The sequence below is a fragment of the Cochlodiniinecator piscidefendens genome, from assembly GCF_011326755.1.
Classification (GTDB): Bacteria; Pseudomonadota; Alphaproteobacteria; order Rhodobacterales; family Rhodobacteraceae; genus Cochlodiniinecator; species Cochlodiniinecator piscidefendens.
In genome coordinates, this window is record NZ_JAAOIE010000001.1 from 523,908 (window position 1) to 550,121 (window position 26,214).

The 26,214-nt window shown below is 51.0% G+C and carries 26 protein-coding genes; 3 read left to right on the forward strand and 23 right to left on the reverse strand.

Annotated elements, in window-relative coordinates; genetic code table 11:
- Positions 1 to 8 precede the first annotated feature (8 nt).
- The 3 genes from G9C99_RS02625 to G9C99_RS02635 all read left to right on the forward strand — a co-directional run bounded on the left by G9C99_RS02625 (position 9) and on the right by G9C99_RS02635 (position 4,468).
- Complete coding sequence (locus tag G9C99_RS02625) at positions 9 to 1,121, forward strand: Hint domain-containing protein (RefSeq protein WP_166415886.1); 1,113 nt, start codon at positions 9 to 11, stop codon at positions 1,119 to 1,121.
- A 98-nt stretch (positions 1,122 to 1,219) separates the two neighbouring features.
- Positions 1,220 to 2,827: a peptide chain release factor 3 gene (locus G9C99_RS02630; RefSeq protein ID WP_166415887.1), complete on the forward strand. Its 1,608-nt coding sequence runs from the start codon at positions 1,220 to 1,222 to the stop codon at positions 2,825 to 2,827.
- Positions 2,828 to 3,040: 213 nt separating this feature from the next.
- Positions 3,041 to 4,468, forward strand: coding sequence for a DEAD/DEAH box helicase (locus tag G9C99_RS02635; protein ID WP_166415888.1), 1,428 nt, complete (start codon positions 3,041 to 3,043; stop codon positions 4,466 to 4,468).
- A 70-nt stretch (positions 4,469 to 4,538) separates the two neighbouring features.
- Here the strand turns inward: G9C99_RS02635 and G9C99_RS02640 are convergent, their stop codons facing one another.
- From G9C99_RS02640 to G9C99_RS02750, 23 genes are all read right to left on the reverse strand, one after another.
- The gene (locus tag G9C99_RS02640; protein WP_166415889.1) at positions 4,539 to 6,206 is read right to left on the reverse strand and encodes a ribonuclease J; all 1,668 of its coding nucleotides are present in this window, start codon (positions 6,204 to 6,206) and stop codon (positions 4,539 to 4,541) included.
- A complete protein-coding gene (locus G9C99_RS02645; RefSeq protein ID WP_166415890.1) occupies positions 6,203 to 6,982 on the reverse strand; it encodes a type III pantothenate kinase in 780 nt (259 codons plus the stop codon). Before G9C99_RS02645 ends, G9C99_RS02640 begins: the two co-directional genes overlap by 4 nt.
- A 10-nt stretch (positions 6,983 to 6,992) precedes the next feature.
- Positions 6,993 to 7,751 (reverse strand): biotin--[acetyl-CoA-carboxylase] ligase, encoded by a 759-nt coding sequence (locus G9C99_RS02650; RefSeq protein WP_166415891.1) that lies wholly within the window; start codon positions 7,749 to 7,751, stop codon positions 6,993 to 6,995.
- Positions 7,741 to 9,180 (reverse strand): NADH-quinone oxidoreductase subunit NuoN, encoded by a 1,440-nt coding sequence (gene nuoN / locus G9C99_RS02655; RefSeq protein WP_166415892.1) that lies wholly within the window; start codon positions 9,178 to 9,180, stop codon positions 7,741 to 7,743. Before nuoN ends, G9C99_RS02650 begins: the two co-directional genes overlap by 11 nt.
- Before the next feature lie 10 nt (positions 9,181 to 9,190).
- Positions 9,191 to 10,744: an NADH-quinone oxidoreductase subunit M gene (locus G9C99_RS02660; RefSeq protein WP_166415893.1), complete on the reverse strand. Its 1,554-nt coding sequence runs from the start codon at positions 10,742 to 10,744 to the stop codon at positions 9,191 to 9,193.
- Between the two features lies 1 nt (position 10,745).
- Positions 10,746 to 12,893 carry an NADH-quinone oxidoreductase subunit L gene (nuoL, locus tag G9C99_RS02665; protein ID WP_166415894.1) on the reverse strand — a complete coding sequence of 716 codons (2,148 nt, stop codon included), beginning with the start codon at positions 12,891 to 12,893 and terminating at the stop codon, positions 10,746 to 10,748.
- Between the two features lie 6 nt (positions 12,894 to 12,899).
- Positions 12,900 to 13,205, reverse strand: a complete 306-nt coding sequence (gene nuoK, locus G9C99_RS02670) for an NADH-quinone oxidoreductase subunit NuoK (RefSeq protein ID WP_166415895.1) — start codon at positions 13,203 to 13,205, stop codon at positions 12,900 to 12,902.
- A 108-nt stretch (positions 13,206 to 13,313) separates the two neighbouring features.
- Positions 13,314 to 13,928, reverse strand: a complete 615-nt coding sequence (locus G9C99_RS02675; RefSeq protein WP_166415896.1) for an NADH-quinone oxidoreductase subunit J — start codon at positions 13,926 to 13,928, stop codon at positions 13,314 to 13,316.
- Complete coding sequence (locus tag G9C99_RS02680) at positions 13,925 to 14,332, reverse strand: carboxymuconolactone decarboxylase family protein (protein ID WP_166415897.1); 408 nt, start codon at positions 14,330 to 14,332, stop codon at positions 13,925 to 13,927. Before G9C99_RS02680 ends, G9C99_RS02675 begins: the two co-directional genes overlap by 4 nt.
- Positions 14,329 to 14,820: an NADH-quinone oxidoreductase subunit NuoI gene (nuoI, locus tag G9C99_RS02685; protein WP_168713234.1), complete on the reverse strand. Its 492-nt coding sequence runs from the start codon at positions 14,818 to 14,820 to the stop codon at positions 14,329 to 14,331. The genes G9C99_RS02680 and nuoI overlap by 4 nt, the downstream gene beginning before the upstream one ends.
- 2 nt (positions 14,821 to 14,822) lie before the next feature.
- Positions 14,823 to 15,896, reverse strand: coding sequence for an NADH-quinone oxidoreductase subunit NuoH (gene nuoH, locus G9C99_RS02690; RefSeq protein WP_166415898.1), 1,074 nt, complete (start codon positions 15,894 to 15,896; stop codon positions 14,823 to 14,825).
- A gap of 5 nt (positions 15,897 to 15,901) precedes the next feature.
- Positions 15,902 to 16,309: a hypothetical protein gene (locus tag G9C99_RS02695; RefSeq protein ID WP_168713235.1), complete on the reverse strand. Its 408-nt coding sequence runs from the start codon at positions 16,307 to 16,309 to the stop codon at positions 15,902 to 15,904.
- Positions 16,309 to 18,327, reverse strand: coding sequence for an NADH-quinone oxidoreductase subunit NuoG (gene nuoG, locus G9C99_RS02700; RefSeq protein WP_166415899.1), 2,019 nt, complete (start codon positions 18,325 to 18,327; stop codon positions 16,309 to 16,311). The genes G9C99_RS02695 and nuoG overlap by 1 nt, the downstream gene beginning before the upstream one ends.
- Positions 18,328 to 18,330: 3 nt before the next feature.
- A complete protein-coding gene (locus G9C99_RS02705; RefSeq protein WP_166415900.1) occupies positions 18,331 to 18,735 on the reverse strand; it encodes a DUF5333 domain-containing protein in 405 nt (134 codons plus the stop codon).
- Positions 18,732 to 20,030: an NADH-quinone oxidoreductase subunit NuoF gene (gene nuoF, locus G9C99_RS02710; protein WP_166415901.1), complete on the reverse strand. Its 1,299-nt coding sequence runs from the start codon at positions 20,028 to 20,030 to the stop codon at positions 18,732 to 18,734. Before nuoF ends, G9C99_RS02705 begins: the two co-directional genes overlap by 4 nt.
- 41 nt (positions 20,031 to 20,071) lie before the next feature.
- A complete protein-coding gene (locus G9C99_RS02715) occupies positions 20,072 to 20,296 on the reverse strand; it encodes a DUF5337 domain-containing protein (protein WP_166415902.1) in 225 nt (74 codons plus the stop codon).
- 186 nt (positions 20,297 to 20,482) lie between these two features.
- Entirely contained in the window at positions 20,483 to 21,589 is a 1,107-nt protein-coding gene (nuoE, locus tag G9C99_RS02720; protein WP_166415903.1) for an NADH-quinone oxidoreductase subunit NuoE, read from the reverse strand.
- Positions 21,589 to 22,800 (reverse strand): NADH-quinone oxidoreductase subunit D, encoded by a 1,212-nt coding sequence (locus G9C99_RS02725; RefSeq protein ID WP_166415904.1) that lies wholly within the window; start codon positions 22,798 to 22,800, stop codon positions 21,589 to 21,591. The genes nuoE and G9C99_RS02725 overlap by 1 nt, the downstream gene beginning before the upstream one ends.
- A 5-nt stretch (positions 22,801 to 22,805) precedes the next feature.
- Positions 22,806 to 23,666: a sulfotransferase gene (locus G9C99_RS02730; protein ID WP_166415905.1), complete on the reverse strand. Its 861-nt coding sequence runs from the start codon at positions 23,664 to 23,666 to the stop codon at positions 22,806 to 22,808.
- 3 nt (positions 23,667 to 23,669) lie between these two features.
- The gene (locus G9C99_RS02735; protein WP_166415906.1) at positions 23,670 to 24,278 is read right to left on the reverse strand and encodes an NADH-quinone oxidoreductase subunit C; all 609 of its coding nucleotides are present in this window, start codon (positions 24,276 to 24,278) and stop codon (positions 23,670 to 23,672) included.
- An 8-nt stretch (positions 24,279 to 24,286) separates the two neighbouring features.
- Entirely contained in the window at positions 24,287 to 24,820 is a 534-nt protein-coding gene (locus tag G9C99_RS02740; RefSeq protein WP_205859815.1) for a NuoB/complex I 20 kDa subunit family protein, read from the reverse strand.
- Positions 24,811 to 25,176: an NADH-quinone oxidoreductase subunit A gene (locus G9C99_RS02745; RefSeq protein ID WP_166415907.1), complete on the reverse strand. Its 366-nt coding sequence runs from the start codon at positions 25,174 to 25,176 to the stop codon at positions 24,811 to 24,813. The genes G9C99_RS02740 and G9C99_RS02745 overlap by 10 nt, the downstream gene beginning before the upstream one ends.
- A 252-nt stretch (positions 25,177 to 25,428) precedes the next feature.
- A complete protein-coding gene (locus G9C99_RS02750) occupies positions 25,429 to 26,214 on the reverse strand; it encodes a crotonase/enoyl-CoA hydratase family protein (RefSeq protein ID WP_166415908.1) in 786 nt (261 codons plus the stop codon).

Here is a 26,214-nt window from a genome sequence, read left to right on the forward strand (position 1 = left end):
GAACTAGTATGAGTAAAAAAGATAAATTGAGGCAATATATTTCACAGGCAGAAGATCCGTCAGCGCAAACTGGGGATACTGATGCGATGAACTGCCACTTCGTTCGCGACACAACACACGCTGTAAAGGCGCTCCAAACCCTTGCGGTTTACAAGTCTGACTCAATTTTTGTCAGCGATGGGGCTAATTTAGGCGACATTTTAGGCGACGCGAGTGAACTCGTGTTGGATGACATTTACCAATTACGTAAGCACGCCTCTTGCGAACACCTGAGTATTTCACGCACGACATCAGTTGGCGATTATGAAATTTCTCTCTCATCCGAGGTTGGACGCCCTGGTGCTCCGCTTTTCTTGGACTGCGCAGCAACGTTTATGTCGCCAGACGGCACCACATTAAACACCGTGATTTTGGTTGAGCTACACGCTGATCAAACCATCGCAGCAACCTACTTGTTGCCTCTTGCGCCTTTGACAGTCAAAACGGACTATTGTCTCGTTGGGGTTGACCAGGATGATGTACATGATCGTTTTGCGCAACTTTCTTCCGTGAGTTTTACAGGCAATACACACATCACGATGGCAAATGGTGAGCAAAAGCCAGTTCACGAGCTATGTGAAGGCGACCGGGTTCTAACGCGCGATAATGGCCCGCAAAAAATTCGCTGGGTTGGTCAAACGACCCTACGGGCGCATGGCGATCTTGCCCCAGTGGTTATTGAAAAAGGAACGCTCAATAACGAAAACGATCTCACCGTCAGCGCAAATCACCGTTTGTTTATTTACCAACGCGGGGATGCACTGGGCGCAGGGCGCTCAGAAATTGCTGTTCAGGCGCGTAATCTCGTAAATGGGTCGACCGTGTACCGTGCGGAAGGTGGCTTTGTTGAATATTTTCAACTGCTATTTGACGCCCACGAAATCATTTATGCCGAAGGTATCGCAACCGAGAGCATGATGTTAGACACCCGCACGCGCGCAGCAGTTCCTAAGCAAATCGGCGAAATTCTGTCAAAAACAAAACGGACCCGCAGCACAACGACAACATGGGCTGAGCTCGATACCAAAATCCTTCCCGCTGCAAATGCAGTGGATATGCTGCGTAATTCAAGCGCGCGGTAACCTCACTCTCCCCTTTTAACTGTTAGAAGCCCCATCCGGGGCTTTTATTTTGCCCATCGTTTCTTGCTCTTTGACCTGGTCCAACCTATAGAAACTGCATGTTAGATACCGCTTCAAATCGCCCCGCACTCCCTGTTGAAATTGCTCGTCGTCGGACGTTTGCGATTATCTCACACCCGGACGCCGGGAAAACCACATTGACCGAAAAGTTTTTGCTGTTTGGTGGTGCGATTCAAATGGCCGGGCAAGTGCGTGCCAAAGGCGAAGCACGGCGCACACGGTCTGACTTTATGCAAATGGAGAAAGACCGCGGCATTTCCGTTTCCGCCTCTGCCATGTCTTTTGACTTTAAAGAATTTCGTTTTAACCTCGTTGACACTCCCGGCCACTCAGATTTCTCTGAGGATACCTATCGAACGCTCACCGCTGTTGACGCGGCAGTAATGGTAATCGATGGCGCAAAAGGTGTGGAAAGCCAGACACAAAAGCTATTTGAAGTCTGCCGTCTACGTGACCTACCGATCTTAACGTTTTGTAACAAAATGGACCGCGAAAGCCGCGATACATTTGAGATCATCGACGAAATCCAGGAAAACCTCGCCATTGACGTAACCCCTGCGAGTTGGCCCATTGGCGTCGGCCGCGATTTCATGGGTTGCTATGATCTTTTACGCGATCGGTTGGAACTGATGGATCGGGCCGACCGTAATAAAGTCGCGGAAACCATTGAAATAAAAGGGCTTGATGATCCAGCTCTTGCCGAACATGTTCCTGAACATCTATTGGAACAATTCCTTGAAGAGATCGAAATGGCAAAAGAACTGTTGCCGACGCTAGATCCCCAAGCCGTTCTCGAAGGTCACATGACTCCCATTTGGTTTGGATCTGCGATCAATTCATTTGGTGTAAAAGAATTGATGGAAGGTATCGCTAGTTACGGTCCTGAACCACAGCCACAGGCCGCCTCCCCTCGTTCAATTGCCCCGGAGGAAAAAAAGGTCGCAGGGTTTGTCTTCAAAGTTCAGGCCAATATGGATCCAAAACATCGCGACCGCGTTGCATTTGTGCGCCTCGCATCGGGTCACTTCAAACGCGGCATGAAATTGACACACGTGCGAACAAAAAAACCAATGGCGATTTCTAACCCGGTCCTTTTTCTCGCCTCAGATCGCGAACTGGCGGAAGAAGCTTGGGCGGGTGATATCATTGGTATTCCGAACCATGGCCAATTGCGCATCGGTGATACGTTGACCGAAGGCGAAGCCATTCGCGCTACAGGCATCCCATCGTTTGCCCCGGAACTGCTGCAGGGTGTACGCGCGGGCGATCCGATGAAGGCCAAACATTTGGAAAAAGCACTTATGCAATTTGCCGAGGAAGGTGCCGCGAAGGTCTTTAAGCCTATGATCGGCTCTGGGTTTATTGTTGGTGTAGTTGGTGCCCTTCAATTCGAAGTTTTGGCCAGTCGCATTGAAATGGAATATGGCCTTCCGGTGCGCTTTGAAGCATCACAGTTCACCTCTGCGCGTTGGGTGCACGGAGACAAAACTGCGGTTGAAAAATTTGCCGACGCAAATAAACAACATATCGCAACAGACAACGATGGCGACGTTGTTTTTCTAACGCGACTTCAATGGGATATAGACCGGGTTGAGCGCGACTATTCCGACCTTACACTGTCATCCACAAAAGAAATGATGACATAACGCTACAATACAACTCAAGAATAACAATTATCATCAAAATGGAAACAATACGGAAAGCAGCTCATTCAGGGCTGTTTTCTAAGTTAGATTGACCTTTGGCTCAGAATTGAGTAAGGGTACCCCATCGCGCGCACGCGCCTTAATCTAGGCGCAGCCGGGGCATGAGCCCAACTCGTTAATACGGCGCTGATTGCCCGTAAAGCAAAGAAAAGCATGACAAAATTTTCAGACCTGAAGCTTGATCCAAAAGTATTGAAAGCCGTCGAAGCGGCTGGCTACGAATCCCCTACTCCGATTCAGGCGGGTGCAATTCCACCTGCGCTCGAGGGTCAAGATGTTTTGGGCATTGCCCAAACAGGTACAGGTAAAACCGCTAGTTTTACCCTGCCAATGATCACGATGCTGAGCAAAGGCCGCGCACGTGCTCGTATGCCGCGTTCGCTTGTCTTATGCCCGACACGGGAACTCGCTGCACAAGTCGCTGAAAATTTCGACGTCTATGCCAAAAATACCAAGCTGACCAAAGCGCTTCTCATTGGAGGCGTAAGTTTCAAAGAACAAGACGCTCTGATCGATCGTGGTGTTGATGTTCTGATTGCTACACCTGGTCGGTTATTGGATCATTTTGAGCGTGGCAAACTGTTGCTAACAGGCGTTCAAATTATGGTTGTTGACGAAGCAGACCGTATGCTCGACATGGGTTTTATCCCCGATATTGAACGTATTTTTGGACTCACCCCATTTACGCGACAGACCTTATTTTTCTCGGCAACCATGGCGCCGGAAATCGAACGTATCACCAACACGTTCCTTTCTGCCCCAGCTAAGATTGAAGTCGCACGTGCGGCAACCACCTCTGAGAATATCCAGCAGGGTGTTGTCATGTTCAAACCAAGCCGCAAAGACCGCGCGTCTAGTGAAAAACGCAAATTGCTGCGTGCATTGATTGAACAAGAAGGCGAAGGTTGTTCAAACGCTATCATCTTCTGCAATCGTAAAACCGATGTAGATATTTGCGCAAAATCGTTGAACAAATATGGTTACAACGCGTCCCCTATTCACGGCGACCTTGATCAATCTCATCGTATGAAAACGCTGGATGGTTTTCGCGACGGATCTATTCGTTTTCTATGCGCCTCTGATGTGGCTGCGCGCGGGCTTGATATCCCGAACGTAACCCACGTGTTTAACTTTGATGTGCCATCCAATGCCGAGGATTACGTGCACCGCATTGGCCGTACGGGTCGCGCTGGCCGCAAAGGCAAAGCTTTGATGATCTGCGCACCAAATGACGATAAAAACTTCGCCGATGTTGAGCGTTTGGTTCAAATCGAAATTCCACGTATTGAAAACCCAATCAAAGTGGAAAAGCCAGCAAAGACTGAAAAGCCTGCGACAGACGTAAGTGCTGAAAAACCAAAGCGCACACGTACCCGTAAGAAGCCCGAGGCCAAAGCGGATTCGACACCTGCTGTTGTGGAAACTGAAGTGAAACCAGAAACCGCACCTGTGGTCGAAGATACAAAACCTCAGCGCAATGCCAAACAGAACAACAATCGTCGTGATAACGTCGTTGTTGGGATGGGTGATCATCTACCATCCTTCATTGCGATGAGCTTCGAAGAACGTCGCGCCAGCTAAACTGGAGCTACAAGACAACAAAAAAGCGCGCTGAGAATTCAGCGCGCTTTTTTGTTGTTATAAAGAAAACTTAAGATAGTCGGCTGACGATAACCGTGACTTCGGGTTTACGGCCCAATTCATCGCTTGCCGATTTACGTGCCGTGCGGCGCAGTGCATCTTCCAATTTTTCATCATCACGTAGAGTTTTCGCGTTCATGCGATTCACAACTTGGCTTAGATCTTCCTCTAGCACATCGACCAGTGCAGCACCGGAACGTCCCATCTCTGTCAGACCTTTGATTTCGACCCAAGGATCGCCAAGCGGCTCAGGTTCGTCGTCAACAATCAACGTGACAACGATATGCCCGTTCAACGCCATACGAATACGATCACGAACGACGCCATCTAGCGCACCAATTTTTACTGAGCCATCCAAATAGGTGCGTCCAGTTTCAATGTAATCCGCAACCTTTGGCTTTGATCCAGTCAGATCAAGCATTGTCCCATTTACCGCCACGATAGATGCTCGGCCTTTGGCTTCAGCCACTTTGGCGTGCTGACGCAAATGACGATGTTCACCGTGCATCGGGATCACCATTTCAGGATTAAAGATATCATGCGCACGCTCCAACTCTGGGCGGTTTGCATGCCCCGAAACGTGATAGCGACCTGAACTATCATCGACCACATCAACGCCCATTTCTGAATAAGCATTAATAATACTGATCACACCGCGTTCGTTACCGGGGATAGTTTTTGAGCTAAAGAGGAATGTATCGCCCTCTTTCATGCTCAGCCCCAGATATTTACCACGCGCCAATTGGGCAGAGGCTGCACGACGTTCGCCTTGCGACCCTGTCACGATCAGCATGAGGTTTTCGCGCGGCACTTCGCGCGCATCTTCAACTGAAATGGTTGTTGGGAAATCGGGAATAATCCCAACCTTGACCGATGCCTCGATCATGCGGCGCATCGCGCGCCCTAACAAACACACAGAACGACCCGCAGCGCGTCCCGCTTGGGCCAAAGATTGTACGCGCGCAACGTTCGAAGCAAACGTTGTTGCCACGACCATACCCGAGGAGTCCTGGATCAACCCTTTTAGCTCAGGGCCAACGGTAGATTCTGAACGACCCTCGTTTAAAGAAAACACGTTTGTTGAATCGCAAACCAGGGCTTTGACACCCGGTTCAGCAATTTTAGCCCAAAGTTCGGGATCAAACGCCTCACCAACCACGGGGGTTTCATCCAGTTTGAAATCCCCAGTGTGCACAACCCGCCCCGCAGGGCTATCAATCACCAATCCGCCGCTTTCGGGAATAGAATGGCTGACCGGCAAGAATGAAACATCAAACGGACCAGCTTTGACCACCTCGGGGTAAGCAGATACCGTGTGGATCTCATCCTCTGGTGCACCGTGGTCATTCATTTTATGACGTGCGTGATACGCCGTGAAGGCCCGCGCATAAACCGGGGCCTTCAACTTATTCCACAAATGCCCAACCCCACCAACGTGGTCTTCATGAGCATGGGTAATAAAGATCGCCTCAAGCCGATCCGCATTTTCCTCAAGCCAACGCATATCAGGGAAAATCAGATCAACACCAGGTGTTGAATCCATATCAGGGAATGTCACGCCAATATCAACAAGGATCAGGCGCTCTTTGCCTTTGGGGCCATAGCCATACACATAGGCATTCATGCCAATTTCGCCGGCTCCGCCAAGTGGCAGGTAAATTAATCGCGCAGTGCTCATAGTGTGCCCTGGTCCTTATTGTATTTATGGATGACGGTCAGCCCGTGCATCGTCAGGTCATCTTCGAAATGGTCAAACAGCGCATGCCCCTGTTGGAACAACGGCGCAAGACCGCCTGTAGAAATCACTTTCATTGGGCGGCCGTGTTCGGCTTTGATTTGTTGCGTTACACCATTAATCAATCCGACATAACCCCAGAACACACCGGATTGCATGCAAGCCACAGTATTCGTGCCGATCACCTTTTCTGGTTTGGTAATATCAACATGCGGAAGCGCTGCCGCAGCTTGGTGCAACGCCTCGAGGCTAAGGTTCACACCCGGGGAAATAACCCCACCGATATACGCGCCATCGAAATCAGCGACATCAAATGTGGTCGCAGTCCCAAAATCAACAAGGATCAAATCACCACCATATAGGTCGTGCCCTGCAACAGTGTTCACAAGCCGATCAGGCCCCACAGCTGTTCCCTCATCAACGCGGACATCGACAGGCAATAGGCATTCCGGTTTACCCACGACCAGCGGTCGACAATCAAAATACCGATTGCACAGCACCCGCAAATTAAACACCACACGAGGCACGGTTGAAGAAATGATAACTTCGTCGATTTCCACATCAATCTTTTGATGGGTCATCAAAGTGGTCAGCCACACATAATACTGATCAGCAGTGCGTTGCCATTCGGTGGCCGTACGCCAAGTCGCCAAAAATTGTTCCCCATCCCAGATAGAAAACACGGTGTTCGTGTTGCCGCAATCAATCGCAAGTAACATGGGCTTTCCCCTAGAAAAACACTTCCGCGGCCGCGATGCTCTGGCGGCCTGCAGTCGTTTTCAAAACAAGGTTTCCGGCATCATCAATAGTTTCAAATGTACCGACTGTTTCATCTCTCATTGTCCGAGCTGTAATAACGTCGCCCAAACGGGCTGCACGCGCAAGCCAGGCCTCGCGAATAGGGCCAAAGCCATAGGTGACAAATTGATGCTCCCACTGGGCATATGCCGGGGCAAGTAAATCCAAAAAATCCTCTGGTGAAATCCGTGCCCCAGTTTCAGACCCTAAATCGACAGGCCCCACCGCACCTGCCTCGACCTGATCCCGTTTGGGGGCAACTGCGAGGTTCACGCCTATTCCGATACAGAAATAGCTAAGTCCAGATGCATTGCCAGCACTTTCCAGCAAAATTCCGGCAACTTTTCCACCATTAAGCAAAACATCGTTAGGCCATTTTAGCGCAAAGGGTTCGGTTCGTCCCGTAGCCGCAACAAATGCATCCCATAGTGCGAGAGAGGCAACAAAAGATCGCAATGCAACTTGATCAGGTGCCCCAGTTGGGCGCATCACAAGCGTTGCAGTAAAGTTTCCGACGGGGTTGAACCACCCTCTGCCCCGACGTCCACGCCCCTGAGTTTGGACATGGGCCAGAATCCATTCTGGCCCCGCGAGCGTGGGGGCCAGACGTTGGGCTTCGGCGTTGGTGCTATCGACTTCGTTTAGAATGCGACGACCAACGCCCTCAGGCCAGGTAAGATCAGCGAACAAGAGCTTCCGCCGCTTGAACAGCTAGGGCTTCGATTCCAAAGAGGTTAAATGCCCCAAGCACAACAACAGCTGCAGATCCCATCAAGAACACCCAAAGAATTGGGGCTGATGGTTTATCAAGAGCGTCGCCTTCTTCGCCAAAGTACATGAAGTAAACGAGGCGCAAGTAATAGAACGCACCAATAACAGATGCGATCACACCCGCGATTGCCAACCATGTCATGTCTGCTGAAACCGCTGCATTCAAAACATAGAGTTTACCAAAGAAGCCGATAAACGGTGGGACACCCGCAAGGCTGAACAATAAGATGAGCATCGCCAAGGCGCGTTTTGGCTCTGCTTTTGCATATTGGTGTAACGCTGCAATATCAGAGACCGGCTGCCCATCCTTTTCAAGAGACAGGATAAACGCAAATGTTCCGATATTCATGGTCACGTAAATCGCCATGTATACCAACATCGCCTGAACACCGTATTCTGTACCAGCAGCAAGCCCCATCAATGCAAAACCCATGTGGGCAATCGATGAATACGCCATAAGACGTTTGATGTCTTTCTGGCCGATCGCAGCGATGGCGCCCCAGAACATAGAGGCAACTGATAGCAGCGCGATGATCTGCGTCCAATCAGCGGTGCCTGCCCCAAACGCATCATGCAAAACCCGTGCAAACAGGCCCATCGCCGCAACCTTTGGAGCCGTTGCGAAAAACGCGGTAACTGGTGTTGGTGAACCTTCATAAACATCGGGTGTCCACATATGGAACGGTACAGCAGACACTTTGAACGCCAAACCTGTCACAATGAAGACCAAGCCGAACAACAGGCCAATAGACATGTGCCCATGTTCGATTGTTGAGATAATGCCGGAAAATACAGTTGTTCCTGCAAAACCATATGTCAACGACGCACCATACAACAGCAAACCAGATGAAAGCGCACCAAGTACGAAATACTTCAGGCCAGCCTCTGTAGATTTCACGCTATCGCGGCGCAAAGACGCAACAACATATAGCGAAAGCGACTGTAGCTCTAGCCCAACATAAAGCGCCATCAGATCGCCAGCGGATACCATCATCATCATCCCGATAACCGCGAGGGTAATCAAAACAGGATATTCAAAGTGCATCAGTCCGCGTTTTGTCATGTAATCTTGGCTCATCAGCAAGATCGCTGCTGCTGACAAAAGGATTATGACCTTCGCATAACGTGAAAAGGCATCGTCGATAAACGCACCGCCAAAGGCGACATTTGCGTCCCCTCCCGCAGCGCCGATCCAAACCGCGACGCCGACAAACGCTGCCGCCGTAGCCCAAAGCACCGTCGGTGCCAACGCGTCCTTGCGTGTGTAGACCGCAAAGATAAGTGCCCCCATCGCAAAGACCGCAAGCACGATCTCGGGAAGAACTGTGGAGATATCAGAAGAGATCATCGGACCACCTTTAATGTGAGGCTGCTTCGGCTACAGTTTCCATCATAGGAAGTGCAGCCTGATAGTTATGAATAAGCGCTTCGACAGATGGGCCGATCAAATCGGTTACCAACACAGGGTAAACCCCAAGTAGAAGCGTCATGATGATAAGCGGCGCAAAAATCGCTTTTTCGCGTGCGTTCATTTCGGTGATTGACGCAAGCGCCTCTTTTACCAAATCGCCCATTACCACGCGACGATAGAGCCACAGCGCATAGGCCGCGGACAGGATCACGCCGGTCGTTGCGAACATTGCGACCCAAGTATTGACTTGGAAAACACCCATAAGCACAAGGAATTCACCGATAAAGCCCGAAGTCCCCGGCAAACCAACATTCGCCATCGTGAAAAACATGAACACAAGCGCATAGGCCGGCATCCGGTTCACCAATCCACCGTAAGCGTCGATTTCGCGTGTGTGCATCCGGTCATAGATGACCCCAACACATAGGAACAATGCACCAGAGATAAAGCCGTGGCTAATCATCTGGAATATCGCACCATCAATACCCTGTTGGTTCGCAGCAAAAATCCCCATCGTCACATACCCCATGTGGGCAACAGAGGAATAAGCGATCAGTTTTTTCATGTCCGTTTGAACAAGTGCAACCAAAGAGGTGTAGATGATCGCAATCGCAGACATCCAGAACACCAGCGGTGCAAATAGATCAGATGCGACCGGGAACATTGGCAATGAGAAGCGCAGGAAACCATAGCCCCCCATTTTCAACAAAACAGCCGCCAGAATGACCGAACCCGCAGTTGGCGCCTGAACGTGTGCGTCTGGCAACCAGGTGTGTACCGGCCACATCGGCATTTTGACCGCGAAGGAGGCAAAGAAAGCCAGCCAGAGCAGCGACTGCAAACCACCGACAATCTGATACCCCATCAAAGACATAGTTTCAGATCCGAATTGATGTGACAGCAGGCTAATGTCGCAACCACCAATACAGCTTGTTCCGGCGTCGAGATACATCGTCACCATCGCAACAAGCATCAAAACAGAACCGATGAAAGTATAGAGGAAGAATTTGAATGCAGCGTAGATGCGGTTTTGCCCGCCCCAAATCCCGATAATCAGGAACATGGGGATCAGGCCTGCCTCAAAGAACAGATAGAACAACACAAGATCAAGAGCGCAGAACACACCGATCATTAAGGTTTCCAAAACCAACAATGCGATCATGTATTCTTTGACGCGCGTCTCAATCTTCCAGCAAGACAAGATAACCAACGGCATTAAGAACGTGGTCAGCATCACAAACAAAACGCTGATCCCATCAACGCCCATGCGGTAACTTAACCCCATAATCCAGTCGCGTTCCTCAACAAATTGGAACCCGGTGTTTTCAGGATCAAATCCAGACAGGATAAACAGGGACATCAAAAACGTCGCTGTGGTCGCCAACAGTGCTACCCACTTCGCGTTGTTCTGATCAGATTTTTCGTTCCCGCGAAGGAAAACAGCAAGAATAGACGCCGCAACGAGCGGAATAAAAGTGACGATGGAAAGAAGGATATCCATGCTATTCAGCCCCTCCGCTGAGTGACATCCATGTGATAAGGACAACAATCCCGATCACCATGGCAAATGCATAGTGGAATAAATAGCCAGACTGCGCCCGACCCGCGAGGCGTGTAAAAAACGGGATAATCCCCATTGCTACGCCATTGATAGAACCGTCGATAATAGCTGTATCGCCTTTTTTCCATAAGAAGCGGCCCAACGCTTTGGCTCCGCGTACAAAGACAAAGTCATAAAGTTCGTCAAAGTACCATTTGTTGTAGATGAAGTTATAGGCAGGTGCCTGAGATTTGGCCAAACGCCCCGGCAGAGATGGGTTCACGATATAGAACCAATATGCCGTGATGAAACCAATCAGCATCGCAACGAACGGAGAAACCTTTACCCAATTTGGCGCGTGGTGCGCATTATCAAGAGTATGGTTGTCCGGGTGCATGAAGATAGCGCCAACTGGCGCACCTTCATGCCCATCGCCGTGACCTGCATCGGCCACAACCGCTTCGCCATGGGCATCCGTCGCGTCGTCGCCATGTCCAGTTTCCGCTTCGCCGTGGCCCGTGTCGTCACCGTGTCCGGTATCTTCGCCATGTCCAGCATCCGCAGCAACTTCGTGTTGTGGAATACCAAAGAAGTCGTTGACCTGTTCGTGCGTTCCAAAGAATGAGCTAAACCAAAGCATACCTGAGAACACCGCACCGAGCGAAAGAACACCAAGTGGGATTAGCATAACCATCGGGCTTTCGTGTGCATGATCATGGGTATGTGCATCACCGCGGGCTTTGCCGTAGAAAGTCATGAACATCAAACGCCAGCTGTAGAAAGACGTCATCAGAGCCGCAATAACCAGCATCCAGAAGGCGTAGTTTCCTACTGCAGAATGTGCACCCCACGCGCTTTCGATGATTGCGTCCTTAGACAAGAACCCAGCAAAACCAATCGTCGTCAGCGGAATACCGACACCGGTAATCGCCAATGTACCAATCATCATCATTGCAAAGGTGAATGGGATTTTCTTCCGCAGACCACCGTAATTCCGCATATCTTGTTCGTGGTGCATTGCGTGAATGACAGACCCCGCCCCCAAGAACAACATCGCCTTAAAGAACGCGTGTGTCAGAAGATGGAACATCGCGGCGGAATAAACGCCAACACCCGCAGCAACGAACATATAGCCAAGCTGCGAACAGGTTGAATAAGCAATCACGCGCTTGATGTCGTTTTGCACCAAGCCAACAGTCGCCGCGAAAAACGCAGTGGTCGCGCCAACAACAACGATAAACGCGGTTGCGCCCGGTGCGTATTCCATCAACGGTGACATACGACACACAAGGAAAACGCCTGCGGTAACCATGGTCGCCGCGTGGATCAATGCCGAAACTGGTGTCGGGCCCTCCATCGCGTCTGGCAACCAAGTGTGCAGGAACAACTGCGCTGATTTACCCATTGCGCCGATGAACAAAAGGAAAGCCAGCAAGTTCGCCGCGTTCCATTCAGTCCAGAGGAAGCTGATGTTGCTTTCGGCCAAATGAGGTGCCGCAGCAAACACTTGTTCGAAATTGATGCTGTCGGTCATGTAGAACAGACCAAAGATACCAAGCGCAAAACCAAAGTCACCAACACGGTTCACAACGAACGCTTTCATCGCGGCAGCATTGGCGGTTGGTTTACGGTAATAAAAACCGATCAACAGATAAGACGCGATACCCACACCTTCCCAGCCAAAGAACATCTGAACAAGGTTATCAGAAGTCACCAGCATCAGCATAGTAAAGGTAAAGAATGACAGATACGCGAAAAAGCGTGGCTTGTAGCTTTCGCCTTCTTTCCACTGCGGGTCTTTATCCATGTAGCCAAAGGAATAAAGGTGCACGAGGCTCGATACCGTGGTGACAACAATCAACATGGTTGCAGTCAGACGGTCTAAACGAATAGCCCAACTGGTGTCGAGGCTCCCGGATTGGATCCAGGTCGCGATTTCGATAATGCGGGTTTCCCCGTCAAATCCTAGAAACACGATCCAGCTGAGGGCAGCGGCCAAAAACAAAAGCGCGGTCGTCAAAACCATCGCCCCCGTTTCGCCGATCACCCGCCAGCCAAACCCGGCCAGGAGCGCACCAACAAGCGGTGCAAAGAGAATAGTGGTTTCCATGCTCGCTTACCCTTTCATCACGTTGACATCTTCAACCGCGATAGTGCCGCGGTTACGGAAGAAGCAAACGAGGATTGCTAGCCCGATGGCGGCTTCTGCGGCCGCTACGGTAAGTACAAATAATGTGAAGACTTGCCCAACGAGATCGCCCAAGAAGCTTGAAAAAGCCACAAGGTTGATATTGACGCTCAACAGCATCAACTCGATCGACATCAATATGACAATCACGTTTTTGCGGTTCAGGAAGAGCCCGAAAATCCCGATGACGAACAGCGCCGCTGCCACCGTCAGGTAATGTTCCAATCCGATCATTTCTCTCTCAGTCCTTGTCTCTCGTCTCGTCTTTTTCGTTCTTTTTCCGGTAGTATCTGGCCGCGAGGCCAAAACCGATCATCGCCATTCCGATGATCAGCCAGGCGTTCAAAGGCCCTGTCCCGGTTTTACGTCGATAATTTCCATAGCCTTGGCGGGGTCACGATGCATCTGAGCAACCACGTTTTGGCGTTTTACATCTGGGCGATGGCGCAACGTTAGAACAATCGCACCAATCATCGCCACCAACAGGATCAGACCTGAGGCTTGGAACAAATAGATGTAATCGTCATAAATCAAATTGCCGAGCGCGCGCGTGTTTTGCACGTCCTCAATAGCCGGTGCGACAGCCGCACGTAGGTCAGTCGCCCCATCTGCAAATTCCCAAACGCCCAAAACCATTGTCAGCTGCATCAACAATACGACACCGATCAATCCAGCAATAGGCACGTACTTTGCCATCTCACCTTTGAGTTCGGCAAAATCAACATCCAGCATCATCACCACAAAGAGGAACAACACCGCAACCGCGCCGACATAGACGATCACCAGCAGCATTGCCACAAATTCAGCCCCCAGCAGCACGAACAAACCTGCCGAGCTTAGGAAAGATAGGATCAACCACAGCACGGAATGCACTGGGTTTTTGGACACGACCACAAACAGGCCGGATGTCACCACCGTAATGGCAAATACGTAAAACGCGAAAGCAGCAACTGTCATTCGCTCTTCTCCTCATGGTCCTCAAAAACGCCTTCTGCGATATCCAGCGCTTTTGTTGCGGCGGGTAGACCGCCAAACATCGTCATTTGGTGGATCACTTCGGCGATCTCACGCTTGGTCGCACCCGCCTCTAGCGCGTGCTTTATGCTTAGTTTCATCTGGCTTTCCACCACCGAACCGGTGACGGTTAAACCAGCGATAATCACCAAGAGCCGGGTTTTACTGTCCAGCCCTTCGCGATTGAAGGTATTTCCAAACGCCATATCCAAGAAATTCTTAGACATCGTTGGCATAAGATCCTCAAAACCCTTTGGCTGGAATTTCTCCAACTCAGGCGCGAAGGTCCGGGCCATATCTTGGCCCTGTTCCATCATCGTCTGAAAGAGTTTTGAAAAATCCGTCATCTGTACGGCGCATCCAACTCAAGATTGCGGGCAATTTCTGCTTCCCAACGGGCACCATTATCCAAGAGCTTTTCTTTATCGTAGAATAGCTCTTCGCGGGTTTCGGTGGCAAATTCGAAATTCGGACCCTCAACAACCGCATCCACCGGGCAGGCTTCTTGGCAGAAACCACAGTAAATGCATTTGGTCATGTCGATATCGTAACGCGTCGTGCGGCGTGATCCATCTTCGCGAGGTTCCGCATCAATGGTGATCGCCTGTGCAGGGCAAATCGCTTCGCACAGCTTGCATGCGATGCAACGTTCTTCGCCATTTGGATAGCGCCGCAACGCATGTTCTCCACGAAAACGGGGGCTTAGCGGGCCTTTTTCATGTGGGTAGTTTAACGTGGCCTTTGGCGCAAAGAAATAACGCAGCCCCAGTTGAAACCCTTTGGCAAAATCAGCCAGAAAAAAGTACTTGATCGAACGTGTATAATCAAAAGCCATGATTAACCCTCCACTTCTTCTGACATTTGCTGTGAAATTTCACCGCGGAAATATGCACCACCAAAGGCGTCTGTTTCTTTATCGTAAAACGCTAGGAACGAAACGATCACAACCCAAAGCAGTGACAATGGCAGGAAGACTTTCCAACCGATACGCATCAATTGGTCATAGCGGTAGCGCGGTGTAATCGCCTTCACCATTGCAAAGATGAAGAAGAAGAACGCCATTTTACCGACCATCCACAGAACGCCGTCAGGCAACCCCGGAATAGGTGACAACCAACCGCCAAAGAACAGCAAAGTGGTCAAAGCGCACATGAGGAAGATCGCGATGTATTCCCCAGCCATAAACAACAGGAATGGCGTTGATGAATATTCAACTTGATAACCAGCAACCAGTTCAGATTCTGCTTCAGGCAAATCGAACGGTGGGCGGTTTGTTTCCGCCAGAGCAGAAATAAAGAACAAGAACACCATTGGGAAATGCGGCAACCAATACCAGCTAAAGAAGCCGTAATCGCCATCTTGCGCGCGAACGATATCGCCAAAATTCAGTGATCCAGTTGAAATGATAATCCCGATGATGATCAATCCGATGGAGACCTCATAAGAAATCATCTGTGCCGCGGAACGCAAAGACCCCAGGAACGGGTATTTTGAGTTCGACGCCCAACCGCCCATGATCACGCCGTAAACTTCCAAGGAAGACACAGCAAAAACATAAAGGATTGCAACGTTGATATCTGATAGAACCCAACCGTCGTTAAATGGGATCACCGCCCAAGCGATCATCGCCAGAACAAAAGACGTAATCGGCGCAAGGAAAAATACCGGTTTATCGGCCCCTGCGGGCACGACGACCTCTTTCACAACGTATTTCAAAGCGTCCGCCACCGATTGCAGCAGGCCAAAGACCCCCACAACGTTCGGACCACGACGCATTTGGACAGCTGCCCAGATTTTACGGTCGCCATATACAAGGAACAACAACGAGATCATAACAAAGGCAACAACCGCGAGGCTTTGCGCTACGATCAGGATAAATGTCCCGAGGGGGGTGGAAAGAAATTCTGCCATAGGTCCTACACCGTCGGTATTCTTGTTTCCACGCAATGTGCAACAATGACTTCAGCGTCAATTGTAGCAGATCCACGTGGTAGCGCCGACGAGATGGTATAAACAGCATCCCCCCGCCAAACGCCAGCCTCTATTCCTACATTCGTACGCACATGACGCGCAAATCCGTAACCACGGATCAACGTGTACTGTGCTGCCGCACAAGCGGCATAATCCACGACATCTTGATTGTCGCGGGCGCCTTTCATAGCGACCTGAAATCCAACCAGATCACCTTGCAAAAGCTGCGTTTCGATCCCCAAATATTCCGGGGAAAACGCGGATTGTTCCGCCCGATCAACGGGCTCACATGCTGACAACCCGCCCAAAAGGACGATCCCGGCTGTGATTTTATGGAACAGGTTCAATTTCATTATTCAGCCGCCATCGGCGCAGATGCGCGCGCCTTTGCATTTGCAGAAAGTTCCGCCATCAGCTGAGACGCCCGCGTGATTGGGTTGGTCAGATAGAAATCAGCGACCGCATTGCGGAAATCAGCTTTGCCCAAATCGCGAAGTCCCACAGGAACCCACTCATTTTCAGCAACCTGATCGACGCCCGCCAATTGAGGAGCTGCTTCAATCAAAGCCGTACGCAACTGAGCCAATGAATCATATGGCAATGTTGCATCAAGTTCCGCAGACAGCGCCCGCAAAATCGCCCAGTTTTCTTTGGCTTCGCCCGGTGCAAATGCCGCACGCATGGCCAATTGTGGGCGGCCCTCGGTGTTTACAAACAGGCCTTGCTCTTCGGTATAGGCCGCGCCCGGCAGGATCACATCCGCACGATGCGCGCCGCGATCGCCGTGAGACCCTTGATAGATCACAAAAGCACCAGCCGCGATTTCAACTTCGTCAGCACCTAGATTGTAGACAACTTCAGCACTGTCCAACGCTGCGGTCAAACCGCCCTCAGTCGTTGCATTGATGTCCATCGCGCCAACACGGCTCGCTGCGGTATGGAGAACCAAGAATTTAGATTCTGTTGCCTCAGCAAACTTCATTGCGTGGGCCAATACAGCCTCGCCGTCAGCTTCGTTCAGCGCACCTTGGCCAACGATCACAATAGTGTCTTTGCCGATTGCGTCTGCGCCGGGGTTATCCGCGATCTTTTTCAGATCATCGCGGCCCGTGCCTAAGTGGAAATATTCATAGGTTAGATCAGCGGCTTCACCCACAACACCAACTTTGGCACCCGCGAGCCAGGCTTTGCGGATACGTGCATTCAGTACAGGTGCCTCAACACGTGGATTGGTACCGATCAACATAATCGCTTGGGCGGTATCAATATCCTCAATGGATGCAGTGCCTACGTAACCGGATCGGTTTCCAGCTGGAAGTTTACTGTTATCCGTGCGGCATTCAACAGAACCGCCAAGCCCCTCAACCAAACCTTTCAAAGCAAACGCAGCCTCAACCGGGGCAAGATCCCCGATCAATCCGGTTACTTTTTTGCCTTTCATTGCATTTGCAGCAACGCCAAGCGCTTCGCCCCAATTAGATGGGCGCAACTTGCCGTTTTCACGCACATACGGGCGATCAAGACGTTGACGACGCAGACCATCCCAAACAAAACGGGTTTTGTCTGAAATCCATTCTTCGTTCACGCCGTCATTGTTACGTGGCATGATGCGTTTTACTTCACGGCCTTTGGTATCCACCCGGATGTTTGACCCAAGCGCATCCATCACGTCGATGGTTTCCGTTTTGGTCAATTCCCAAGGGCGCGCTGTAAACGCATAAGGTTTAGAGGTCAGCGCACCAACGGGACACAAATCAATGATGTTCCCCTGAAGGTTGCTATCCAATGTTTCGTTCAGATAGCTCGCGATTTCTGCATCTTCACCGCGGCCCGTTTGACCCATCTGGGTGATACCAGCGATTTCCGTTGTGAAACGTACACAACGCGTACAGGAAATACAGCGTGTCATCGTTGTTGAGACAAGCGGTCCTAAATCGAGATCGTCCACCGCACGCTTTGGCTCTTTGAAGCGGGTATCAGAAATACCATAGGCCATCGCCTGATCCTGAAGATCACATTCGCCACCTTGGTCACAAATCGGGCAATCCAGCGGGTGATTGATGAGCATAAACTCCATCACACCTTCGCGGGCCTTTTTCACCATTGGCGAATTAGTCTTAACAACTGGCGGCTGACCTTCTGGACCCGGGCGCAAATCTTTGACCTGCATCGCACAAGATGCGGCGGGCTTTGGCGGGCCGCCTACAACTTCAACCAGACACATGCGGCAGTTGCCAGCGATGGTCAGGCGTTCATGGTAACAAAAACGTGGGATTTCCACACCGGCCTCTTCGCAGGCCTGAATGAGGGTCATCGCCGGATCGACTTCGACCTCTTGGTCGTCAATGATGATTTTGCGTAGATCACTCATGTTTCATTCCGCTCTCAGTAAAACGCCAATTTGGGTGGCACGCGCAATATGATCGCGGCCAACGGCGCAGTAGCTTTCTTCATCGCCTGTCACTGCTCCTTCGGAAGCAAGCCAAGCATCCGCCCGCGCACGCAGCCGGGCTTCTTCATCTTCGTCGTCGACGTAGGCTTCGATTTCAGCGTGTTCAAAACCAGCATTCGATGCCATGTTGTAAAGCGACCGCAAATATAACAATCCGCGAATTTTGCGCACGCTGATTGTCGTACAAGTATCGTCAATGGTTTCGACGATGCCAGCGGTGATCAACCCATTGGTGACACCGTCCACATCGGCGATCCCTTCACCCCATGCTTGGGATGATAAACAGGTCGCTGCAACCATAGATATGATGCGAGTTCTCATCATCATTCAGCCGCCAGCGCCGCAGAAACGCGGCCCGTCTTTTTAGCCTTAATCCGATCTTCGATCTCTTCACGGAAGTGACGCACAAGCCCTTGAATTGGCCAAGCAGCCGCATCACCAAGCGCACAAATGGTGTGGCCTTCGACCTGTTTGGTCACAGACAACAGCATATCGATTTCTTCGATTTCAGCGTCACCGGTAACCAGACGATCCATCACGCGCATCATCCAGCCTGTGCCTTCACGACACGGCGTACACTGACCACAGCTTTCGTGTTTATAGAACTTTGAAAGACGCCAGATCGCTTTGATCACATCGGTGGACTGATCCATGACAATCACCGCAGCAGTCCCTAAACCAGAACGCTGTTCGCGCAGCCAATCAAAATCCATGATCGCATCTTCGCAGATATCTTTGGGCAGCATCGGCACTGATGACCCGCCAGGAATAACCGCTTTCAGATTGTCCCAACCGCCGCGAATACCACCACAATGGCGGTCCAGCAGTTCCCGCAGTGGAATAGACATCTCTTCTTCAACAACACATGGGTTGTTCACGTGGCCGGAAATCCCGAACAGTTTCGTACCCGCGTTATTCGGGCGACCGAACGAACTGAACCAATCAGGACCGCGACGCAAAATCGTTGGCACAACCGCAATCGATTCAACATTGTTCACAGTCGTTGGGCAGCCATAAAGGCCAGCACCTGCCGGGAATGGTGGCTTCATCCGCGGCATGCCTTTTTTACCTTCAAGGCTTTCGAGCAATGCAGTTTCTTCACCGCAAATATAGGCCCCTGCCCCGTGGTGCAGATATAGGTCAAAATCCCAACCAGATTTGCAGGCGTTTTTGCCCAACAGACCCGCGTCATAACATTCATCAATCGCCGCTTGCAGCGCTTCGCGTTCGCGAATGAATTCGCCGCGAATATAGATGTAGCACGCATGCGCACCCATCGCGAAGGAGGCGAGCAGAGCCCCTTCGATCAAGGTATGCGGGTCGTGTCGCATAATTTCGCGGTCTTTGCATGTACCCGGTTCGGATTCATCTGCATTGATCACGAGATAGGCAGGACGCCCATCGGTTTCTTTTGGCATAAAGGACCATTTCAGCCCGGTCGGGAAACCCGCGCCGCCACGGCCCCGAAGACCAGAGGCTTTGGCTTGATCCACAATCCAGTCGCGGCCGTTCTTAATGAACTCGGCTGTTCTGTCCCAATGTCCACGTTTGCGCGCACCCGCAAGGCTACGATCGTGCATACCGTAGAGATTGGTAAAGATCCGGTCTTGATCCTTCAGCATCTCGTCTTCCTTCATTCACCCGGCCAAGGCCCGGTCTTCTCTTAACTGTCCCGGCGCTTGCGCCAGATTTGATACGTAACAACCAAGGCCCAGAAAAATCCGGCAATGGCTGCGAGATCCGCGAGAAACACATATTTGGGATCAAGCCCCAGTTTCCCGCCAACCCATTGTGCGCCCATCCAGAACAGCATCGTTCCGGCGATGACAAAAGACACCAACCGCGCCTGCCGCGCGAGAGCCTTTTCGTCATCTGGGCTGCGTGTCATTTAAACCTCTTGGTTTGGTTCAGAAAACACGCCCTATTTTCGTCGTCACGTTCCACACGAACACGAATAGGCGTTGATTGAGGCCCTGCGAGAGAACTCGCAATGTTTGACGCTGCCTCTTTCAAAGTATTCAGAAGGTCTTGCAGTGTTGCGTTCATCATTCCAAACATCCTATTGCTACCGCGTTTAATAAACGCCGCCTTTATCTACTTTTTTCGAAAACGCTGTCTCGCCGCCTTCGGCCAATTGTTTGGCCTGTTCGACCCAACCATCACGTTCGATCCGACCTTTGAAAGACAGACGTGCATCAACCCAAGCAATTTCTGCAGGGCCCCATGCCGCAACTTGATCAAAGTGGAAGAAGCCAAGTTCGTTCAGCACGCCCTCAAGTTTAGGACCAACGCCTTTGAGCTTTTTCAAATCATCTGCGCCACCATCACGCGCGGCGGTGAGTGTCTCTGGTGCAGCTTCGGCAACATCTCCTGCATCCTCTGTAGGCTCTGCCTTTGGCGCAGAAGCAGCAGCTTTCTTAGGTGCTGCTTTCTTTGCAGCAGGCTTTTTCGTTGCCTTAGGTTCTTCGGATTTTGCGGTCAACCATGGTGTCAACAAAGGCACTTCGGTTCCGTCAATACGTTTCACAGTATCGCCCAAATCCACAGCAAGCTGCGCAGATGCGTTGTATTGCGCACGGCCGCTTTCGAATTCGGTCAATGACGTTAGACCGGATAGAGGTTCCGCCGCATAACGACCATTCTGAGGACCCGGAACAGGAACTTGGCCCGCTGCCAATTCGTCAATGATTTCGGAAAAACGCTCAGCCGTCAGATCTTCATAGAAATCTTTGCCGATCTGCGCCATCGGGGCATTTGTACACGCGCCTAGGCATTCAACTTCTTCCCAGCTGAATTTACCGTCTTCTGACAACATATGTGGCTTAGGCGCGATTTTTTCTTTGCAAACTGCGACCAAATCTTCGGCACCGCAAATCATGCAGGACGTCGTGCCGCAAATCTGAAAGTTTGCCACAGACCCAACAGGCTGCATCTGGAACATGAAATAAAACGACGTTACCTCTAGCACGCGAATTTGCGCCATGTCGAGCATTTTTGCGATCACTTCAATCGCAGCGCGGGAAATCCAGCCTTCTTGTTCCTGCGCACGCCACAATAGCGGAATCACAGCAGAAGCCTGACGTCCCTCAGGATACTTAGAAATCTGACCTTCAGCCCAAGCAAGATTTGCAGGGGTGAATTCAAAACTTTCGGGTTGGGTATGGTGCAAACGGCGCAACATTAGCGGTCAATCTCCCCAAAGACGACATCCATCGTCCCGATAATCGCGGCCACATCGGCCAATTGGTGTCCAGTCGCGACAAAATCCATCGCTTGCAGGTGCAAAAAGCCCGGCGCGCGAATTTTGCTGCGGTACGGTTTATTCGTGCCATCCGCCACAAGGTAGACGCCAAATTCTCCCTTAGGAGCCTCAACTGCAGCGTAAATTTCGCCAGCAGGCACGTGGAAACCTTCGGTATAAAGTTTAAAGTGGTGGATCAGGCTTTCCATTGAGGTCTTCATATCACCGCGTTTTGGCGGGGTAATCTTACCTCGGGACATAACGTCACCTGTTGCTTCACGAAGTTTAACAATGGCTTGGCGGATGATCTTCAGGCTTTCACTCATTTCCTGCATCCGGCACAAATAGCGATCATAGCAATCACCGTTTTTGCCCACAGGAATTTGAAAATCAAATTCATCGTAGCATTCATAAGGTTGGCTGCGGCGCAAATCCCACGCCATGCCGGACCCGCGTACCATCACGCCTGAGAAACCCCAGTCCAAAGCATCCTGTTCGGTGATGATGCCAATATCAACGTTACGCTGCTTGAAAATCCGGTTCTCGGTCAACAACTCATCGATGTCTTTCAACATCTTCGGGAAATCGATAGCCCATTCTTCGATGTCATCGATCAACTCATCCGGCAGGTCCTGATGCACCCCACCCGGACGGAAATAGTTGGCGTGTAGGCGTGCACCGCAGGCACGTTCATAAAACACCATCAGCTTTTCACGTTCCTCAAAGCCCCACAGCGGCGGCGTCAGCGCGCCAACGTCCATCGCCTGTGTGGTGACGTTCAGGATGTGATTCAAGATACGGCCAATTTCGCAAAACAATACCCGGATCAGCGATGCGCGACGCGGAACAACAGTTCCGGTCAGCTTTTCAATCGCCAAGCACCAAGCATGTTCTTGGTTCATCGGGGCCACGTAATCCAACCGGTCAAAATACGGCAGGTTTTGCAGATAAGTGCGGCTTTCCATCAATTTTTCGGTACCGCGGTGTAAAAGCCCAATGTGAGGATCACACCGTTCTACGATCTCGCCGTCCAGCTCAAGCACCAAACGCAACACGCCGTGCGCAGCCGGGTGCTGAGGTCCGAAGTTGATGTTAAAGTTCCTGATTTTCTGCTCACCCGTTTGGGCGTCATCAAATTTGGTGCCATCCATCAGTTCTACACCCTTACCATATTCTGTTTCCATGCATCGGGTAGATCACCAAAGCGATCTTCCACAAACGCGTATTGCGGGGCCAGCAGGCGCTGAAAAGCACCGCGAGTTTCATCGTCTATCTTCTGTGGTGCACCTGAATGCACCTTATTTTTGTAATCGCCGGAAAAATGGGAAATCCCCAGAAATGCGCAAAGCTTTGCTATGCTTTCATCCGAGAAAAGGTTTTCAAAAAAACCAACCCAAAGCTTATCCCGACCAATCCCGGCATCAAGCCGGGAAAATGTGTCTGCGTAACCTGAGCGCAACAACGGTTCTGTTTTTTCGCCAGACAAAATCCGTGCAACCAACTTTGCAGGCAGTCCGTGCGCCGTGCGTCCAGCATCCATTTTGACGTTCGACCACAACCGTTCAACCGGATCACGCAACAGGTACACAAAACGCGTCATAGGCGTTAAATTTGCCATCAAACGCAACACGGCTGGCGGTAGCAGCGCATAAGACGGGCTGATATCCGCAGTGAGCGCACGGTTTTCGCCGACGTGTTCCATGAACCGCGTATATTTCATCGGATCATTACCAGCATCGTTGATCACGGTTTCCCATTCGTTCAGCAAACGCTCACGCCGCACAAAATGCCACTTACGATCGGCACCATGCACAGCTTTGCGTTCTGCTAACCGCAAACGTGCTGCATTCAAACGGTCTGCAGCACCAGAAAAGTTTTGCGCATTCAGCATGTGAAAATAATGCAATTCTTTCAGGGCCGGCAAACGGCACTCAGGATGTGACGCAAGATAACGGTAGAGCCAACTGGTCCCCGCTTTCGTTGCGCCTATTCCATACATGAGCGTCGTTTGCTCCATGAATTACCCTTTAGCCTCAGACTTTTCATCACCCGGAAGAATGTATTCGGCACCCTCCCATGGGCTCATGAAATCAAACTGACGATATTCCTGCACCAAGCTTACGGGTTCATACACAACACGCTTTTGCGCTTCGTCATAACGAACCTCGGTATAACCTGTTGTTGGAAAATCTTTGCGAAGCGGATGGCCACGAAACCCATAGTCCGTCAGAATACGACGGAGATCAGGGTGACCTTTGAACATGATACCAAACATGTCGAAAACTTCGCGTTCAAACCAGTTCGAAGCTGGATAAACATCAACGATCGACGGCACCATTTCATCATCACGCACACCAGCCCGTACGCGAATACGATGGTTTTGGTACATAGATAGAAAATGATAAACAACATCGTAGCGTTTTTCACGAGTTGGATAATCAACCGCGGTCAAGTCAACCATTGTTGAAAACCGACAGGTCGCATCAACCTTCAAAAACTCAACAAAGGACACCAAAGCCGTTGGCGTCACTTCGACGGTTAATTCACCATTCGCCACGGACGTGGACAAAACAGCGTCGGATTGCTTCGCCTCGATATAGGCGCCCAGTTCTTGCAATGCGTCAGACATGGTCTTCCTTACCTTGCGATGGTGCCAGTACGGCGGATTTTGCGTTGCAGCTGCAACAGGCCATAAAGCAGTGCTTCAGCAGATGGAGGACACCCAGGAACGTAAACATCCACAGGAACAATCCGGTCACATCCGCGCACCACAGAATAACTGTAGTGATAATACCCACCACCGTTCGCACAGGACCCCATCGACAGAACATAGCGCGGTTCTGGCATCTGGTCGTAAACTTTGCGCAGCGCTGGGGCCATTTTATTGGTCAGCGTGCCCGCAACGATCATCAAATCTGACTGACGGGGGGATGCACGTGGCGCAGTACCAAACCGCTCCATGTCGTAGCGTGGCATCGCGGTATGCATCATTTCAACCGCGCAGCATGCCAGACCAAAGGTCATCCAATGCAACGATCCAGTCCGGGCCCAGTTGATCATATCTTCGGTAGAAGTCAGCAGAAAACCTTTATCCTGCAACTCTTGGTTCAAGGCCTGGGTCGCGACTTCTTTGTCGCCGCCAGCTGTATTTGCGCCGGTCATCACTCCCATTCGAGTGCCCCTTTCTTCCATTCGTAGGCAAAGCCAATGGTCAGAACAGCGAGGAACACCATCATGGACCAGAACCCAACGAGGTTCAGATCACCAAAGGCCACAGCCCAAGGGAACAAAAATGCAATCTCAAGATCGAAGATGATGAAAAGGATCGCTACCAGATAGAATCGGGAATCAAATTTCATCCGTGCGTCATCGAATGCATTGAAACCGCATTCATAGGCACTTACTTTCTCAGGATCGGGATTACGAACTGCGAGGACAACAGCCGCAAGGATCAATACGATCCCTAATGCAACAGCGATGCCCAGAAAAATGAGGATCGGGAGATACTCTCTCAAAAGGTCTTCCACGTGTGGCTCCTTGGGGTGGCGTTCTATGCGCTTGCCTTAGCTTAGATCGGTTTAAACCCGCCGCTCGCCGGGGTCAACCAAATGGGCGGGGATAAAATGCGTCAGACACAGTGGAAATCGACAATGTGGTACATCAGGCACAAGAAAAAACTCCGGTTACAGCAATAACCCTGTGCTAATTGCGAAAGGTTTCAGAATCAAAAAGGCGCAAATCTTTTTGCGCCTTTTTTTCAATGCCGTTAACCAACTAAATCAGTCAACTTTCCAATCCGGTTTTCGTTTGTCAAAAAACGCGCTGATGCCTTCGGCTGATTCCGAGTTATCCCAACAGGCTGCCAGTTCCGCGACAGTGTGATCAATCATCTGATCGTCTATTCGCGGCCCCAACGCCCGCGCTAAAGCTTTCGCCCGCCCGACAGCCTCCGGTGCCACGGAAAGATACGGAAGAACTTCGGCCTCAATAGCGGCATCCAGATCATCCACTGCGACCACTTTAGAGAGCAAATCCAACGACACGGCCTCATCCGCATCAAATATCCGCGCAGACATAAAGACTCGGCGCGCTTTGGCCTCACCCATTCGGGCGATCACATACGGCCCGATCGTCGCAGGAATCAAACCAAGCCGCGTTTCCGTAAGGCCAAATTTCGCCCCCTGCACGCATATGGCCACGTCACAGACAGACATCAAGCCAACACCACCGCCAAAGGCCTGCCCCTGCACGCGCCCAATCAGTGGCTTTGGCATCGTATTCATCGCCTGTAACATCTCAGCCAATTTGCGCGCCTTTTTCATGCGTTCTTCGGGATTTGCCTCAACCTGATCTAGCATCCACTTCAGATCGCCACCCGCGCAGAAACTTTTCCCAGCCCCGGTCAACACCACAACCCGCACGGTTTTATCGCTCCCTAACACTTGGGCAGCATCGGTTAACTCGATCAGCATTTCTTCTGAAAGCGCGTTGTGCTTTTCAGGTCTTGATAAAGTCAGCGTCACCACCCCGCGCGCGTCGCGGTCCAACTTAAGTGTGTTATACAT